Origin of the sequence: Cohnella sp. CFH 77786 (assembly GCF_019400745.1) — a bacterium.
In the GTDB taxonomy this organism is placed as follows: Bacteria; Bacillota; Bacilli; order Paenibacillales; family Paenibacillaceae; genus Cohnella.
In genome coordinates this window covers 1-14,127 of the sequence record NZ_WJIB01000027.1, presented here as the reverse complement: position 1 = coordinate 14,127, position 14,127 = coordinate 1, and the positions used below count along the sequence as shown (strand labels likewise).

Here is a 14,127-nt window from a genome sequence, read left to right as displayed (position 1 = left end):
AATTTTATAACGCGTGTTATAATTCGGCTTTTTGGCCTTGGGATCTCACCGGTCTGCCGGGATCGCGACCAGCTGCAGGACGGTTCGATGAAGAAAACACGAATGATTTTTCAAATCCGGAAGATCGATCGTTCGTATTTCATGGGATGATGGTACGTTCCCGGCTACGCCAGGAACGGCGGCCAATTATTGGCTCCCTTGCCGCTTTCAACACGATACCACAGCCCGCCGTCACGACAAGAGGTCCGCTTCGCCGCTGCGCCATATCCTCCCTCCCTTCCGTCAGTCCGGTAATGCTCGCGCCCCTTGTCATGCCGAGCCATCTACCCCCGCCACATTGCTACGTAATGCGTGGGGCCCCTAGATGGCGATTGGGCCGAGCTTTTTCAAAGCTCTCTGTGGTATGCGTGAGCCAAGCGGCAAGCTGATATGGCCGCTGAATCAATCCCATAGGGGATTCCAGGGAGGACAAGACAATGAAAACCGAAATGACGCAAATCAATGAAGAACTGCTGCACGATCCGGCCATAGCAGAAAATGCCGCAGCGATAAAGGAGTGGGAAACGGCATGGGCCACCTACATGCAAAAGTTGAATCGCCTGGACGAGCTGAAGGCAGCTGGCCGATACGGTTATCAGCTGAATCAGCCGCGAAAGGCCGTCTACTTGGCCAAGGAAAAACTGAAGCAGCTCGATCCGGACTTTTGCCAGCGGCTAGGCATCCGCTGATCCGGAGGGCCAGAGCCATGAAAAGACGTGCGCGGCTTGTAGATGAAATCGAACAAAGCAGACGTGAGCTGGCCAACCTGGTTGCGAAGCACAACTTCAACTTCCAGCACAAGGCCGTTATTGATAAATCACAGCAATTGGACAAGTTGCTAAACCGACTGAACCGGACCCTATAAGGTCCGGTTTCGTACTGAAAAGACAAAAGGCCCCAAGAAGGGGCCTTTCGGGATCAGCACAATTACCTTCCGACAATGGCGATGCGTACACATTCAGAGAATCACCACAACCAACAACGTGGCGGGGAATAAAATTAAAAATATCAGTCTTTCTTTTGTCTTGTCAACAAGGCGCAAGGGACCTCGCCACCGGACCGGAACGATCTACCCAGGGATCTATTTTACAAACGAAAGCCGTCTTGTCTCTTTGTTGTATGTAAGGGCGCTGTCAAACTCCCCTTTTCCACCGGCCAGCCCTTTGATAACGTCTGTTTGCCCCTTGGCCAGTAGCTTCCGGATCTGCGCCGCCGACAACTTTTTCTTCAAGAACTCTTTCGGCAAGGAGAATTTGCAGCCGTCTTTATAGCCGGTGCAGCCGTAAAACTTCTCCTTCTCCAATACTTCCTTGCCACATTCAGGGCAAGCGCCCAGGCTTAAATCTTCAGCTGCCGGTTTCTTGCTTTCGATCTTCCCGTCCTGGTTGATCCAGATTATCAAATTATAAGGCCCATACTGCCCCGGAATGTTCTGCAAGAGCGCTTCCCCACCTTTGATAAGCCCCTTGGCAACGCTGGCCGTTATGTTGGCCTTCAGGAACTTCTTTGGCAGCGAGAATTTACATCCGTCCTTAAAGCCGGTGCAGCCGTAAAAATCGTCCCGGACAGCAACCGGCTTTCCGCATTTCGGACAGTCACCAATCACTTCATCGGCTTTTTGGAACATCGGCTTGCCCTGCATGTTCGCTTCGATGCTGGCCTTCAGCGCTTCCCTCTGGCCGACAATATCATGCGCGTGCTGGATGAACTCCTTCAGCGTATCCATCGGATTGCTTTTCCCCTGCGCCACGTCCTCCAACTTCTTCTCAAATTCGCCGGTTAGCTCGATGGAAGCGATAGGCGTTTCGTGAATTAACCCAATGAAATTACGGCCCTTGTCGGTCAAATAGACAAGGTTTTTCTTGGATTCGATGTACTCCATATCCTTCAGGTTCTTAATGATGGCCGTCCTGGTTGCCGGTGTACCGATCCCTTTTTCCTTCAGATGCTGAAGGGCTTCTTCGTCGTCCATTTCGTCAACAATTTTACCGGCGTTCTCCATAGCCTTTTCAAGATCCGCTTCGCTTAATCGCTTCGGCGGTGAAGTCTTTCCGGCCTTCGTTTCCGTCCGGATCGCAGCTGCCGGATCTCCCTGTTTGAGTACCGGCACCTTCAACCGCTCACCTTCCCCTTCGTTTTCTTCGTCCTCCGGCTTCAGAATCTTGCGCCAGCCTTCTTCCAGGACGATAACTCCCCGCGTGAAGAATTTCTCACCAGCTGCGCCGGTTATGACGGTAACTTGCTTGTCCAGTCCTTCCGGATGGAACGCGGCCAACGTGTGCTTCAAAATCAGCTCATACAGCCGTTCTTCCTTCTCCGTCAGATCCGTTGGGTTTTGCCCTGTCGGGACAATGGCATGGTGTTCTGCGGCCTTCTTGTTATCGACGAACCGGCTTTTTCCCTTCAAGCTGCCGATTGTGGCCGGAAACGCGCTGGCGTATTTGCTGCCGCTCCTGATCTTGGCCAAATTATCGGCCAGCTGATCGGCGGCGTTCTCGCTCATATGACGGCTTGCGGTCCGCGTATAGCTGATGAATCCTTTATCATAAAGACTTTGCGCGATTTTTACGGTTTCCTCGATGCCGAAGCCGAGCGCCTTCAAAGCTGCGGTTTTTAATGACGTTGAGTGAAACAGCTGCGGCGCGGCGCGAGACACTTCCCTTTCTTCGTATTCCAGGATGCTGCCGGTTTTCCCCTCGATCTTGCTACGGAGCTGTTCGGCTTGTTCCTTTGTCTCGAAGCGCGTCACCTTCTCCCCGTTCCGTTCAGCGAACCAAAGCGCATCATATTCGCCCTTTTCCGTTTTGAACGTGGCCCGGATCTCGAAATATTCCTGCGCCTTAAACTGCTGTATGGCCATTTCCCGATCATAGACGATCCGGAGGGTTGGCGTTTGAACGCGACCGGCTGAAAGCGTGATTCTTTCGTTTGTTGCTTCCCTGGCCACAAGCGTAAACAGGCGTGATGCCGTAAACCCGATGATATAATCTGCCCTTGCGCGAACTTCGGCAGCTGCGCCAAGGTTGAAGGTTTCCTTCCCATCCTTCAGCTTACGGAATCCGGCCCTGATCGTATCAGCGGTAAGATCGTCGATCCAGAGCCGCTTTAACGGGCCTTTGTAGCCGCTCTTTGCAAGAATCCATCTTCCTATTAGCTCACCTTCGCGCCCCGCGTCTGTGGCAATTACGACCTCGTTACACGCGCTGTTTCCTACCAGCTGCGCGATTACGCTAAACTGTTCCTTTTTTGCCGGATCGACTTCCGTTTCAAAGGGCTTCGGCAGGATCGGAAGCGTGTCGTATTTCCATTCCTTCAGCTCCGGATATGCGTCCGGTGTTTTCAGCCGTACAATGTGGCCAATCGCCCAGGTTACAACGTCGCCGCCGCTCAATTCGATGTATCCATGCCGGGACCGGCCATTACCGAGCGCCGCCGCGATCTGCCTTCCCATGTCCGGCTTTTCTGCAAGAATCACCCGCATTTCTACTGCTCCCTTCTTTTCGATTTTCCTGGCTCGAATGGAACGATATTCGTCTCCGCTGTCAGTTCATCAAGTTTGTCCGTCGATTTAATCAAGTTCCATACAAATTCATCCGGAATTTCTGAAGAAAACACATGATGAATGACCAAGAGGTTAATGACTTTCTCCATGCTGCCTAATCCAAAATCGTCCTGCAGCTGGTTCAGCATTGACTCTAACAGCGGATCACGAATAACGATCTCCATATCATCACGCTCCCGGATAAAGCTGCGGCGGCTTGCTGCTGCCGTTCTTCCGGATCTCGATAGCCTGCAATGCTACCTGAAACAAGTCTTGATTCCAAATATTCAAGCCTTCCATCAGGTTTAAGGGGTTGCTGTCGTTATAAAGGTGCATACCCAGGCTCACCAGCTGCTTGTAGGCCGTAGTAAGCTCGATCTCCCGTTCGTGGACCCATTGGAAGGGGTAATTGCCTGGAACGCCGCCGAGCGCGTTATAGATGACCGGCAGCGCGACGATAAACAGCGCGGAGCGGTAGCCCCGGTCCGGATTCGGCTCTTTGCATTGATGATACTTGTCCTGAAGGCTGTAATAGTTGGATTCATGTTCGGCGTTCAAGAAATAGATAAAATCCATATTCCATTCATTCAGCAGTTCTTCGGCCAGCTCATACGACTTCATGAATTCATATGGTTCTTCAATGACCGTTACCTGGATTTTCGCGCCGTTATGTTCGTGAACATCATTTTCCTCTTTGTTTCGGTTATCGAACTCCAATAGCTGATCTGCGTACTTTCTTCCGAACGTCAATAGAATTTCTCGCCGGTGATAGTGCTTGTTGCCGCTCGATCCGAACAAGTTCTTCAGACTGGCCGTAAAATGAAGCATGATCTGCCGAGGATTGATTTCATTTTCAATATACAGTTCGGCGCGATCCGTCCGGGTGTTCGCTACTCCGTAAATCAAAACGGGCTTCGCCGCGAACCCGCAGCACATATAGATTTCGGCAGAATCGTTATTTTGTTCATACTCGCTTATCGTCCCGATGCCGAGCTTTTTCAAAGTCGGATTCTCCAGGAACGTCAACGGCTTTAATTCATCCCGCAATTTTCCTTCAACTTCCGAGATTGGGCCTGTCAGCTTAACCATTGTTCTCTTTCTCCCTCCGGATAACTTTCTTCGCTGTCAGCACAGCGTTAGGATTCATCATTCGTACCGTATTTCGATATTTTCTTTTAGCTGCTTCGCCGTCCTTTGCGGCGATTTGCAGCCGCGCCTTTAACTCCTTCTCGCCTACCTCATAAACGGGAGACGTAAGCGGTTCGTCCTTGTAAATTCGTACCAGTGATTCCGCGCTGAACAGATCCGAACAAATGCGTTCATTTCCTTCCGCATCGACCAATTTCACGCCGCCATGATTCGGGATCTTCCTTATGGAATATCCGTACCTTGCAGCGTAGTCGCGTATTTGCTTTTCACGGTTCAAACCGCAAGCCCTCCCATAACTACTTTATCGATCTTTTTGTGTTACGACGAAAGCAAAAAAAATCCATCCGGATTCGTGCCGGAGCTGTCGCCTTTCGCCTTCCCCCTCTTTCTCCGTTTACCCCGGAAAGCATGTTCGCCAAGGCGTTGAATGTTCGAGGGATAATGCAGCGTATAATCCACCAGCTGGCCATGCTTACCCTTTCGATACTGGCCAACTCTTGCGCGGAAAATAATCTGCTCCCCTTCCTTCAGCTCCAAGGAATCAAACTCCTGGCAATGATCGACCCAAAGGTGATCGGCAAGCAGCTGGCCGTCCTGATCCTTAATGTTGCGGAGAAGAATAGCCGGTCCGGCCCCGTTATGCTCTTTTTTACCGGATACCTTTACATATTCGCCGGTGAAAATGCTCCGTTTCCCCTCTAGTGCTTGCAGCTGCTCACGCATGACTATCACCCCTTGTACTTCTCATGGCCATTTCCTTTCCATGCGTTCGATCTGCCGGTTCAGCATGGCATCGTAACGCTTGCTGAAGAATTTTGACCGGAACTCGTCAACCAGGACGGCCCCGAATAGGATAAGAACAAGAACGAGAACGCCCACCAAAAATTCAAGCGGCACAGCCAGTAGCCAGGAAAACAGCATGTAAAACCCTCCCTTCGTTTGTTAGTACCAAGTCCCGTTTCGGTCGTAATGCCACCAATCCCCGTTTTTGTAATATACCTTGATGCACTTTTCTTTCGCATCCCATTTGATGTTCTTAATCTGATCCGGCGTAAACTCCTTGCGCTTTTCGGTTCCCCAGGCGCGGTAATGCCGGTTATAGATTCCATCGAACAGCTCCGCTTGCTCCGGAGTGAGATCCGCATATCCGGGAATCTTCAGCTTCACTTCATCGTAATTTTCCATGTGGCCCCCCTTAGAAAGAATCTCCCAGGGATAAGGAATTGACTGCCTTCTTCGTTTCCTTTTCTCCTGGCATCGTGTAAATCCTCGTTGTGTTCAAATCTTCGTGACCGGCCAGCTCCGCGACTACTTGCAACGGGTAGCCCTTGATAATCAAGTCGTGACAAAAGGTGTGCCGCAGAACGTGGGGCGTAAAGTCTTCTAGGCCGAGCTGTTCACCTATTTTTCCGACTACATGCTCGATTCCCTGAAGGGTGAACTTGCCCTTTTTCTGCGAAGGAAAGACGATTTCACCGGGGCTTTGCTTCCGAATATCCAGCCATTCACTTAACGCCTGGAACAGATCGTCATTGATCGGAATGTCCCTTTCCTTGCCGCCCTTGCCATCGTGAACGGTCAATCGTCTTTTCGCCAAATCCACATCTAGAATAATGAGATCCGCAAGCTCGCTTACCCGCAGACCGCCCATAAGGAACGTGTAAACCATAGCTTTATTGCGAATATAGTGCCATGTGTTTTTCGCGCCTTCCGGATTGTTGATCTTCCGGAGCAGCCGGATCTTCTCCTTATCTTCCAGCCAGCGCACCGAGCTATGGCGGTTCTGGATCTTCTGCGACTTGATTTTCAGAGCCGGATTATGGCTGATAGCGCCCGTTTCGGTCAAAAACTTAAAGTACGTCCGGATCACCTGAAGCAATTTATTGACCGTAGCAGCGGCGAGACGCCCGCCGCGCTTGTTCCTGGCGTGTTGAATGAGATATTGTTTGTAGTCTTGGAGATCCAGAGCCGTTACTTCCTCCGGATCGAAACTGTCAGCTGCCTTTTCCTCTACCCACCACTTTTGGAACTGTTCGACCTGAAGGTATGTTTTGATCGTTCCGGATGAACGACCTTCCTCCCGAAGCCAGTTAATAAACTTGTCCAACGTGTTCATTCCCTTCCGACCGGCTGCGCGTTAAATACCCTCGTTGCGGACTTCCTTGCCGGTGCCGGACGGCCCGATCACCATTTTGTGCATTTTCCGATCATCTGCGGACAGAGTTTTAATGCCCACGTCCTGAAGCACTTCGTCCATACTGTGGTACGCTCTCCCCCGACCGGTCTTGCCGATGATGAATTCGTGCCGTTCACGATCCGCTTTTCCGAGCTTCTTAATGTCCGTCATTTGCTAACCCATCTCCTTTATCGTATTCTTTAACATTTAATTAGGTTGTATTCTTTAACATTTACATATCTATTATACTGTATTCTTTAACATTTCACAACGTCTAAATGTTAAAGAATTCATATTCTTTAACATTTAGTTGTCGGCCAATTTCCTCGCCAGTGTTTACGATTCTTGTGTGTCAGTTTGTTTTTTATATAGAAGGATTCTTCCATCCTCGGCAACTTCAAAAATGAGAATATCCCCTGGTAGTAAATTTAATTTCTCCCGTAATTTTTTGGGGATTGTGACTTTCGAGTTCTTTCTTATTATTGCTTCGTATTGCATGGGAAGTTGTCTCCTTTCTTTATATTGACGAATATACTCCTTCATTTGCTCGTGGGATTCGGCGCGTTGTTCGGGAGGGATCGGCACGGCCATAATTCCATCATCGACTTGCGCCGCCAGATGACGTTGAACCGTTTCATCCAATTCGATAACCTTCTCTGCGAAGTCCTCAACGTTCGGCTCATGTCTCCAATTACGGTACATCGGTCGATAGTATTTCCGCAGCAAACTCCTTGCAGCTACACGATCCAGTTTCTTCAGCTCCATGATATGATCGATCACGGCTTCCCTGTAACCTCTGCTGCGCGAATAACGCTTTTCCATATTTGCCCTATCCCCTGTCTCTTTAATTTTTTTGAAGCGTATGCTACCATAAGTTCAGACTAAATTTGTCTCGAAAGAGAACTCCCGCAAGACCATTGTATTTGCCTTGAAAAAGGACTTCCGCAAGATCAAGCAAGGGATGCCGGTTTCTCATACGGTATCCCTTTTTTTCATCGAGAATCGACATCGTTGAAGGGATGAAGTTTATGCAGGAAAAAAAACTATGGTTTACCGAGCAAGAGGTTAAGCAATCCGGAAAGAAGAAGTATTCGGACAAGTTCCCCCCTCCTAAATGGTATTTATCGCGGACGCTTTGCAAAAATGTTGGTGCGCCGGTTACGGATGCTGAAGAACCCGTTGCCTTCAAATACAACCACTCCAAACGGATGTATTCGGCGCTGTTCGACCGTAAGGACTTGGAAATGTGGAAGCTGCCGATGTATTATCCCGGAGATCCGCGCCCGGAAGGAATTGTTGCTCCAACGATGGCCAGCCCCCGCGTCAAGAAGGGTGAAAAGCCTGTGGCCTACATTCGGCATTTCGATTCGTTCACGCCGTTGTATGATAGGCGATAAGCCGATGGCAACAAATAGAACCCTTGTGATATGATTAGTTTACATATTAGGCACCTTACCTAGAGGGGGCAAATCTAGGGAATCCGGACGGTCGAACTATCAGCTTACTTCAGCGGTCCGTCCGGTATAATCAAAGAAGGCCGCGCTGGATCTTCCAGGGCGGCTTTTCTTTATGCGCAATATTCATACGATGGATCTGCAAGAACTTCTCCAATGACCTGATTCAATTCCTCATTTACCGGCAGTTGGTACAACTCGACCAAATAGTTTATCGGAACGATATATTTCCGCTCGAACACATATGATGGCATTTTCGTTTCCCGAATATAGCGTTTGATTGTAAATATGGATCGGCTGTCTCCGATAAGTTCCATGAACCGCGTCACTTCTCTTGCCGAAAAGAATTGCCTTCTAAACGGACGCTTGCGCTCCCTATATTCAGCAAAGGCCGGTATTTCAAATTCATACGTTTTTAGAGCATTCAGCGCATCCTCGAACGCTCGATGCTCGATGCCGTAGCCGGTGCGTCCGCTGGGCATCGTGAACAGATCCAAACGAAGCAGATCCTTGTAGGAATAAAATCGCGTGTAGTCAATGCCGGTGATCGTGGCCAGCTCGTCAACCGTATAATGCGTTTCCGGATTCAGTTCTTTCATATTCTCCCTCAATAGACGATATGAACGCCGCCGCTATTATAAATTTCGATTCTCGTTGCACTATCAAACATTGCATTCATTCGCTTTGTTTCTTCAGCATCCATATAAAATCCATTAGGCAACCGGCCATGAGCTTTAATTTCAGCCTGAAGCTCATTCCAGGAATCAATATCATTGATGAAGTTATAGGCCGTTCCCTTATAGTCATCTTCGCCAAACTCTCCGGCTTCAAATAGCTCGTACCCTTGTCGCTTGAACCAGTTAAGCACATCTACCTTGCGCTTGTATCCCTTTTCCGCAAGAATGCGTTCGACGACATGCCGATCCGCTGCTAGATGGCCAATGCGGAAGTCGCTCATACACAGCTTGCAGATACCAACATTTCCTTCTACAAAGAACCGGTGCGCCATTTCGTCCGGATCGCGCTGCTTACCGCAGTAAAAACAGCTTGCATCCGGGTTTGCCTTCATCCACTCGTAAATATTCTCGTATTTCGTTTTCATGTACTTAAACAACCATATCCCCCCATTAGGCGAGCTGCACACAGCCCTTGAATTGGATTTTAGGCAAGATCATTTCATCCTGGCCGGTAATGTTAATCGCTCCATAATCGATGACCAGTCGCGTTACTTCCCGCGAATCCTTTGCTGTTACAGCGTTGTCCGGAGAAGTTACTTTCCCCTCGTATGTACGATTTTGCTTGTCGTAGATCCTAAACATAGTCCTTCCCCTTCATATGCGTTTTATACCATTATATTAAATTATCTATTTCGTATCCATAGCCTGGATTGGTATAATGAAATGAAAATTCCCCGATTATTTCCTCTCAAATCTCCCCTTTGGGGCTTCCTTAAACCGGGAGCCTATTTTTTTCTATCGGAAGGAGGTATGCAAAAATGGAAGCAATAGATTATTTTAATGGCCGTTTTTTTGAATCGAAGGAGTTTGCGGAAGCGTTGGGGATCGTATGGGGATTCGGCTCCTTGAATGACATATCGCTGCTCCTGCGGCATAGGGATAAGGGCTTAATAGATCGCTTTTGCGGCCTGGTTAAAATATCCGGCGAACCGTTCATGCTGAACACACAAAAAGATAAGATCCAGTGGGCGGTTACGGTCAATATAAATAGTCTTTTCGTGCAGCGCATCCTGGAATATGGTTACTCAAATATCGCCCATGTGGAGGAACGTCCCATGCCGAACGGGGACTTTGATCTTGCAGTATTCCTTCAAACATACGCGCAGCTGCACTACACCTACGATTCACGCAAATGTTCTGACGGCCCTTGGATACGTCATAGAATCCGTTTCTATGGATCGACGGAAATTCTGCAAGCCCTGAACGACTATTTGCACCAGGTGTTTGGTGTTTCGCGGAAAACGATCCAGAATCATAAGGTCAGCACGAAAATGAAAATGCTCTATATCCAGAACAACAAGGAAGTGCCAAAGGTGCTTGAATGGCTTAAAGCGGAGGTTCCAGCTGCGTTGAAATTATAACATGTGTTATACCGGACAGATCCGGACCGGTGCCAGCTGCAAGAGCTACCCTTCTTCCGATCGATCGGCAAAAAAAAGAAGAATACTTTGCCGATCGTCAACCCGAAGGGAGATCAAGCAAGCAGTATTCTTCTTCGTTTGGAGATCGTCACTTAGGAGATCGATCCAAACTGTTCTTCGTAAAAGACAAATCTTTCTTAAACGGCAGCTTGAACGGTTTCAGCTCGACTTTCGTTTAATTGATGATGCCGAATTGTGCAAAGAATCTCGTTTGATGCTCGAAGGATTCGTTCACCGGCATTCTTTATGTCCTCGATTGCCTTTTCCCCATTACCCCATCCGGCCAAATAACCGAACGAATAATGTGAGCTGTCAATCCCTAGCTCCTGGCAAACGATGAATGCCGTTGACTCTGCTTCCAGCTCCCGAACGTGTCTTTGCACGTCCTCTACATCCGGACCAATATGGAGTAAACCATGCGCCCACTCATGAATGAGTGTCTTGGCCTTCTGCATTTCGGAGTTGGACTTCAGAATTTCGATCCTTCCAGTAACCCGCGAGATCGAACCATTTGCACCGCCGCAATTTTCCTTTTCCTCAACCGGGAACGGGCAGCTGGCCAGCAGCTGTTCGTAAATCTCCGTTTCCCCTTCCAGCTTTTTCAGAACGTCAACGACCGGCAGCGGCTTACCATCCGTCTGCGATACGTCGAATACCGTAGTAAGATGATAGCCGGTGAGAATCGGGATCTTCTTCTCAACTGTATCGCCATTCTCCTGCTGCTCCTGAACGGTTTTCGTCCTGGTATTCGGCGCGAAGATGACTAAGCCTTTTTCACCCTTCTTGACGTAACGACCGAGTTTTTTCCAAGCTCCAAATCCTGCAATCAAGGAAGCATTAGGCATTTGAAGCCAGATCATAAGCCGGTTGTTGAAGCTGTACTGATGAAATGTCGAATGAAATTTCAGGTACGAGATCCAACGATCCGAGTTAGTCAACGACTTAATGCCGTCCTCCAATAATTGCATTGCAGCTTGCAGCTTTTCCGTTTTTTCTTCCATGCTGTTCTCCTTCTCCGGCCAACAAAAAAACACCTAACCCCAAATAGGAATAAGTGTTTTCACTGGCCACAAGTATTTTTTTTACACAACGGATAGCATTGCTATCCTTTTCGTAAGACAAGGCCGAGATCCCCGGCATTAGACAATGGTACGATGTACCAGCTCCATTATACCATCGGGGCTGGGAAAATAATAGAGGACGGTCATAAACCGCCCTCGCCTATCTTCCTATTCTTCCGGACTTTTCAGCTGATCCGGATTCCTGCTGGTGATGATCTTTTTAATATAATCATGGAGTTCAAGTCCATGTTCCGCAGCTTCATTATGGAGCTTTTTAATTTCCGGAAAAATTGCGTGATACATGGCCAGGGCTTCATTTGCCATGAGCATAATACCTGTATCGCTTATCGTCGCGGAATATTTGAAAGCCTTATACAGCTGCTTTGTTGTATAAATGGTCCATCGTTTGTCATATAAGGATTCGTCTTGTTCCAAACTTCATATCCCCTTACACCCATTGTAGTCAGCTTATTGTAATTATACCTTGGTTGTAGGCTACTTTGAAACCAGCCAGCTCATAGAATTCCCTAAATGGCAGATAGCCGCGCTGCATCATTGCGAGGGATTCCGGACTGATCTCTACCATTTTTCCATCGATTTCAAAGCCAGTTTTCGGATCGTCCCGCCCGATGTTCAAATTACGATAATCGTTGATGTAGGCCGTAACGCCCTTCGAGCTATCCGGGTTCCAAATTTCAATCTTCGCCGGTTGATCCAGGCTTACAGCCGTATCGTCTGGTTCCTGGGCCGAGCTGGTTACTGTCGGCAAGCTCTTAAAGACAAAATCCGTCGCCACCCAATAAAACTTTCCTCCGTCCATAATGCCCCTTACCGGGAACGTCTCGTCTCCAACCTTCACGACCATTTTAGCCGAACATGGGGAGCAATCCTGCGTTTCAATAACCGGCTTTTGCTCCGCAGCATAAACGCTCGTTCCGATGCTCATTGCCATAACCGCAGCTGCTACAATAGCAAATCCTTTTTTCATATCCATATCCCCAATCAATTATTTTAAGACTACGACAACCCGGCTTTGATAGCCGCCCTTCTCTCTTACAAACTTTCCGGAGCAAGTAATCATCGACACTCTCGCTTCGCCTGTCAGCTCCATTACGTTCTCCGGCACATCATCCAGCGGATAGGTATTATTCGACACGACTTTGAATGTTTGTTCGCTTCCATCTGCAAAGGCGATTGTAACGGCTTCCCCGACCTTCAGACGTTCGATAGGACGCAAAGCACCTAGTTTCCTCTTATAATCCCTATGACCGTCCAGAATCGCGTTTCCCTGCGCTCCTGGTGCCGGACCATACTTGTACCAGCCTACCGTCGCCGCATCCGGGATCGTATCAACTCTCCCTTCGTTATCAAGACCCACCGGTTCAATCGGAGCATCGATTTCAAACGCTGGGACCTTTACTCTTACCGGTATTCGCTTTGCCTTTTCTTCTTCCGATAGTGCATCCGGTTCCGGATCTGCTTCTGCCGGAAGGAGGGCCGGTCCCTCTTGGACCGGTCCCTTTTCTACCGAAACCACCAGAGGAACGGCTTGCGCCGTTTCCGGTGAATTACTGCTTCCGGAGCAAGCAGCTGATAGGCAACTTACGATCACGAAAGATAAGAGAACCAAGAGCCTTTTCATTGTTCTTTGTTCCTGGTTAGCTTTCTGGCCAGAGCAATGACAGCCAGTAAAACGGCTAGAAGCATATAAGGTACATTGTTCGTCTCTTTCGGATCGATCACAGATCCATCACCCGTTTTCGGAATACGGGGTTTGTCCGGAACAGTAACCGGCTCTTCTTCCTTGACCGCAGTGGTTACTTTCTGATCCTGGTTATTCGACCGATCCACATCAGCGGTAATATTATCTTCATCGGCAATAACCTTGATTTCGTAAGTTCCCTTTTCAAGCAACTGTAACGGTACTTCAAAGTTCATTGTCGCCCCGGCCTTCAATCCGGATTTTACGACATGCGATTTCAAGAGCGTCCAGCCTTCAGCATTGGCGCTGGCAATGGTGACTTCCCCACTCTTTTTATCGTCAACCTTTCTTACATAGATGTTAGCTGTAAATTCGTCCGTCACGTCCTCGTCACCGATATTTGCAAGAGTGACCTTCAGATTAAACTTGTCCCCTGCGCTGACTTGATCCGGCGCGGCCAGCTGCGGCGTTAAGTCTTGATATGTCTTGATCTCCACCGGCATATCTTGAACAGTTAGCTTTGCCGTATCGTTCAGACCTTCAAATTCGGCTTTTACGCCAGTTTTACCAGCGGAAAGCCCCTTTGCCTTCCCTTTCGCTATCGACGCGATTGAGCTATCGCTAATCGTCCAGGAAGCGTCTTTCGTTACGTCCTTTTTAGTGCTGTCCGAATAATATGCGATTGCAACATATTCTTGGATCTCGCCAACGAAAATTGTTGGTTCTTTCGGCGTTACTTCCAATTTCGTTATCTTCACCGGTAGGGCTTTTACGGTCAAGCTGGCGTTCCCGGTCATGCCGTTCCATGTGGCCGTTACGCCGGTCGTTCCGGCTGCGGAGCCGGTAG

Annotated in this window: 22 protein-coding genes; 4 read left to right on the top strand and 18 right to left on the bottom strand. The window is 48.8% G+C overall.

Going from position 1 to position 14,127, the window contains the following annotated elements; all coding sequences use genetic code 11:
* Window positions 1-476: 476 nt before the first annotated feature.
* Both GE107_RS25415 and GE107_RS25410 read left to right on the top strand, forming a co-directional pair.
* A complete protein-coding gene (locus GE107_RS25415; RefSeq protein WP_219644475.1) occupies window positions 477-728 on the top strand; it encodes a hypothetical protein in 252 nt (83 codons plus the stop codon).
* A gap of 17 nt (window positions 729-745) precedes the next feature.
* Window positions 746-904, top strand: coding sequence for an aspartyl-phosphate phosphatase Spo0E family protein (locus GE107_RS25410; RefSeq protein WP_219644473.1), 159 nt, complete (start codon window positions 746-748; stop codon window positions 902-904).
* Between the two features lie 216 nt (window positions 905-1,120).
* Here GE107_RS25410 and GE107_RS25405 read toward each other — a convergent pair whose 3' ends face one another.
* The 10 genes from GE107_RS25405 to GE107_RS25360 form a co-directional block, all read right to left on the bottom strand.
* The gene (locus tag GE107_RS25405; RefSeq protein WP_219644471.1) at window positions 1,121-3,520 is read right to left on the bottom strand and encodes a DNA topoisomerase; all 2,400 of its coding nucleotides are present in this window, start codon (window positions 3,518-3,520) and stop codon (window positions 1,121-1,123) included.
* A gap of 2 nt (window positions 3,521-3,522) precedes the next feature.
* A complete protein-coding gene (locus tag GE107_RS25400; RefSeq protein WP_219644469.1) occupies window positions 3,523-3,765 on the bottom strand; it encodes a DUF515 domain-containing protein in 243 nt (80 codons plus the stop codon).
* A gap of 4 nt (window positions 3,766-3,769) precedes the next feature.
* Window positions 3,770-4,669, bottom strand: a complete 900-nt coding sequence (locus GE107_RS25395) for a DUF2538 family protein (RefSeq protein WP_219644467.1) — start codon at window positions 4,667-4,669, stop codon at window positions 3,770-3,772.
* Entirely contained in the window at window positions 4,662-5,006 is a 345-nt protein-coding gene (locus GE107_RS25390) for a hypothetical protein (RefSeq protein WP_219644466.1), read from the bottom strand. The genes GE107_RS25395 and GE107_RS25390 overlap by 8 nt, the downstream gene beginning before the upstream one ends.
* A gap of 41 nt (window positions 5,007-5,047) precedes the next feature.
* Window positions 5,048-5,452 (bottom strand): hypothetical protein, encoded by a 405-nt coding sequence (locus GE107_RS25385; RefSeq protein ID WP_219644465.1) that lies wholly within the window; start codon window positions 5,450-5,452, stop codon window positions 5,048-5,050.
* Window positions 5,453-5,473: 21 nt separating this feature from the next.
* On the bottom strand, window positions 5,474-5,650 hold the full coding sequence (locus GE107_RS25380; protein ID WP_219644464.1) for a hypothetical protein: 177 nt from the start codon (window positions 5,648-5,650) through the stop codon (window positions 5,474-5,476).
* A 21-nt stretch (window positions 5,651-5,671) separates the two neighbouring features.
* Entirely contained in the window at window positions 5,672-5,914 is a 243-nt protein-coding gene (locus GE107_RS25375) for a hypothetical protein (protein ID WP_219644462.1), read from the bottom strand.
* A 10-nt stretch (window positions 5,915-5,924) separates the two neighbouring features.
* Window positions 5,925-6,836, bottom strand: a complete 912-nt coding sequence (locus GE107_RS25370) for a tyrosine-type recombinase/integrase (RefSeq protein ID WP_219644460.1) — start codon at window positions 6,834-6,836, stop codon at window positions 5,925-5,927.
* 30 nt (window positions 6,837-6,866) lie between these two features.
* On the bottom strand, window positions 6,867-7,076 hold the full coding sequence (locus GE107_RS25365) for a hypothetical protein (protein WP_219644458.1): 210 nt from the start codon (window positions 7,074-7,076) through the stop codon (window positions 6,867-6,869).
* 165 nt (window positions 7,077-7,241) lie between these two features.
* Window positions 7,242-7,727: an AbrB/MazE/SpoVT family DNA-binding domain-containing protein gene (locus tag GE107_RS25360; protein ID WP_219644456.1), complete on the bottom strand. Its 486-nt coding sequence runs from the start codon at window positions 7,725-7,727 to the stop codon at window positions 7,242-7,244.
* A 206-nt stretch (window positions 7,728-7,933) separates the two neighbouring features.
* On the opposite strand from GE107_RS25360, the gene GE107_RS25355 reads away from it, so the two are divergent.
* Window positions 7,934-8,302 carry a hypothetical protein gene (locus GE107_RS25355; protein WP_219644454.1) on the top strand — a complete coding sequence of 123 codons (369 nt, stop codon included), beginning with the start codon at window positions 7,934-7,936 and terminating at the stop codon, window positions 8,300-8,302.
* A gap of 170 nt (window positions 8,303-8,472) precedes the next feature.
* Here GE107_RS25355 and GE107_RS25350 read toward each other — a convergent pair whose 3' ends face one another.
* From GE107_RS25350 to GE107_RS25340, 3 genes are read right to left on the bottom strand one after another with little or no spacing between them, the layout of a single operon-like run.
* The gene (locus GE107_RS25350; RefSeq protein ID WP_219644452.1) at window positions 8,473-8,958 is read right to left on the bottom strand and encodes a hypothetical protein; all 486 of its coding nucleotides are present in this window, start codon (window positions 8,956-8,958) and stop codon (window positions 8,473-8,475) included.
* 8 nt (window positions 8,959-8,966) lie between these two features.
* On the bottom strand, window positions 8,967-9,461 hold the full coding sequence (locus GE107_RS25345; protein WP_219644449.1) for a hypothetical protein: 495 nt from the start codon (window positions 9,459-9,461) through the stop codon (window positions 8,967-8,969).
* Between the two features lie 25 nt (window positions 9,462-9,486).
* Complete coding sequence (locus GE107_RS25340; RefSeq protein ID WP_219644447.1) at window positions 9,487-9,678, bottom strand: hypothetical protein; 192 nt, start codon at window positions 9,676-9,678, stop codon at window positions 9,487-9,489.
* A 176-nt stretch (window positions 9,679-9,854) separates the two neighbouring features.
* Here GE107_RS25340 and GE107_RS25335 point away from each other — a divergent pair, with 176 nt between their 5' ends.
* Entirely contained in the window at window positions 9,855-10,457 is a 603-nt protein-coding gene (locus GE107_RS25335) for a hypothetical protein (protein ID WP_219644445.1), read from the top strand.
* A 197-nt stretch (window positions 10,458-10,654) separates the two neighbouring features.
* Here GE107_RS25335 and GE107_RS25330 read toward each other — a convergent pair whose 3' ends face one another.
* The 5 genes from GE107_RS25330 to GE107_RS25310 form a co-directional block, all read right to left on the bottom strand.
* Window positions 10,655-11,518 (bottom strand): ArdC-like ssDNA-binding domain-containing protein, encoded by an 864-nt coding sequence (locus GE107_RS25330; protein WP_219644444.1) that lies wholly within the window; start codon window positions 11,516-11,518, stop codon window positions 10,655-10,657.
* Between the two features lie 228 nt (window positions 11,519-11,746).
* Window positions 11,747-12,013: a hypothetical protein gene (locus GE107_RS25325; RefSeq protein WP_219644443.1), complete on the bottom strand. Its 267-nt coding sequence runs from the start codon at window positions 12,011-12,013 to the stop codon at window positions 11,747-11,749.
* Window positions 12,014-12,041: 28 nt separating this feature from the next.
* Entirely contained in the window at window positions 12,042-12,566 is a 525-nt protein-coding gene (locus GE107_RS25320; protein WP_219644442.1) for a hypothetical protein, read from the bottom strand.
* Window positions 12,567-12,584: 18 nt separating this feature from the next.
* Window positions 12,585-13,220, bottom strand: a complete 636-nt coding sequence (locus GE107_RS25315; protein WP_219644441.1) for a class F sortase — start codon at window positions 13,218-13,220, stop codon at window positions 12,585-12,587.
* The coding region (locus GE107_RS25310; RefSeq protein WP_219644439.1) for a CARDB domain-containing protein at window positions 13,217-14,127 on the bottom strand (911 nt) is incomplete at its 5' end. The genes GE107_RS25315 and GE107_RS25310, both read right to left, overlap by 4 nt.

Coding starts and splice junctions, on each gene's coding strand:
- GE107_RS25415 (WP_219644475.1), top strand. CDS start 477: ATGAAAACCGAAATGACGCAAATCAATGAAGAACTGCTGCACGATCCG.
- GE107_RS25410 (WP_219644473.1), top strand. CDS start 746: ATGAAAAGACGTGCGCGGCTTGTAGATGAAATCGAACAAAGCAGACGT.
- GE107_RS25405 (WP_219644471.1), bottom strand. CDS start 3,520: ATGCGGGTGATTCTTGCAGAAAAGCCGGACATGGGAAGGCAGATCGCG.
- GE107_RS25400 (WP_219644469.1), bottom strand. CDS start 3,765: ATGGAGATCGTTATTCGTGATCCGCTGTTAGAGTCAATGCTGAACCAG.
- GE107_RS25395 (WP_219644467.1), bottom strand. CDS start 4,669: ATGGTTAAGCTGACAGGCCCAATCTCGGAAGTTGAAGGAAAATTGCGG.
- GE107_RS25385 (WP_219644465.1), bottom strand. CDS start 5,452: ATGCGTGAGCAGCTGCAAGCACTAGAGGGGAAACGGAGCATTTTCACC.
- GE107_RS25380 (WP_219644464.1), bottom strand. CDS start 5,650: ATGCTGTTTTCCTGGCTACTGGCTGTGCCGCTTGAATTTTTGGTGGGC.
- GE107_RS25375 (WP_219644462.1), bottom strand. CDS start 5,914: ATGGAAAATTACGATGAAGTGAAGCTGAAGATTCCCGGATATGCGGAT.
- GE107_RS25365 (WP_219644458.1), bottom strand. CDS start 7,076: ATGACGGACATTAAGAAGCTCGGAAAAGCGGATCGTGAACGGCACGAA.
- GE107_RS25360 (WP_219644456.1), bottom strand. CDS start 7,727: ATGGAAAAGCGTTATTCGCGCAGCAGAGGTTACAGGGAAGCCGTGATC.
- GE107_RS25355 (WP_219644454.1), top strand. CDS start 7,934: ATGCAGGAAAAAAAACTATGGTTTACCGAGCAAGAGGTTAAGCAATCC.
- GE107_RS25350 (WP_219644452.1), bottom strand. CDS start 8,958: ATGAAAGAACTGAATCCGGAAACGCATTATACGGTTGACGAGCTGGCC.
- GE107_RS25345 (WP_219644449.1), bottom strand. CDS start 9,461: ATGAAAACGAAATACGAGAATATTTACGAGTGGATGAAGGCAAACCCG.
- GE107_RS25340 (WP_219644447.1), bottom strand. CDS start 9,678: ATGTTTAGGATCTACGACAAGCAAAATCGTACATACGAGGGGAAAGTA.
- GE107_RS25335 (WP_219644445.1), top strand. CDS start 9,855: ATGGAAGCAATAGATTATTTTAATGGCCGTTTTTTTGAATCGAAGGAG.
- GE107_RS25330 (WP_219644444.1), bottom strand. CDS start 11,518: ATGGAAGAAAAAACGGAAAAGCTGCAAGCTGCAATGCAATTATTGGAG.
- GE107_RS25320 (WP_219644442.1), bottom strand. CDS start 12,566: ATGAAAAAAGGATTTGCTATTGTAGCAGCTGCGGTTATGGCAATGAGC.
- GE107_RS25315 (WP_219644441.1), bottom strand. CDS start 13,220: ATGAAAAGGCTCTTGGTTCTCTTATCTTTCGTGATCGTAAGTTGCCTA.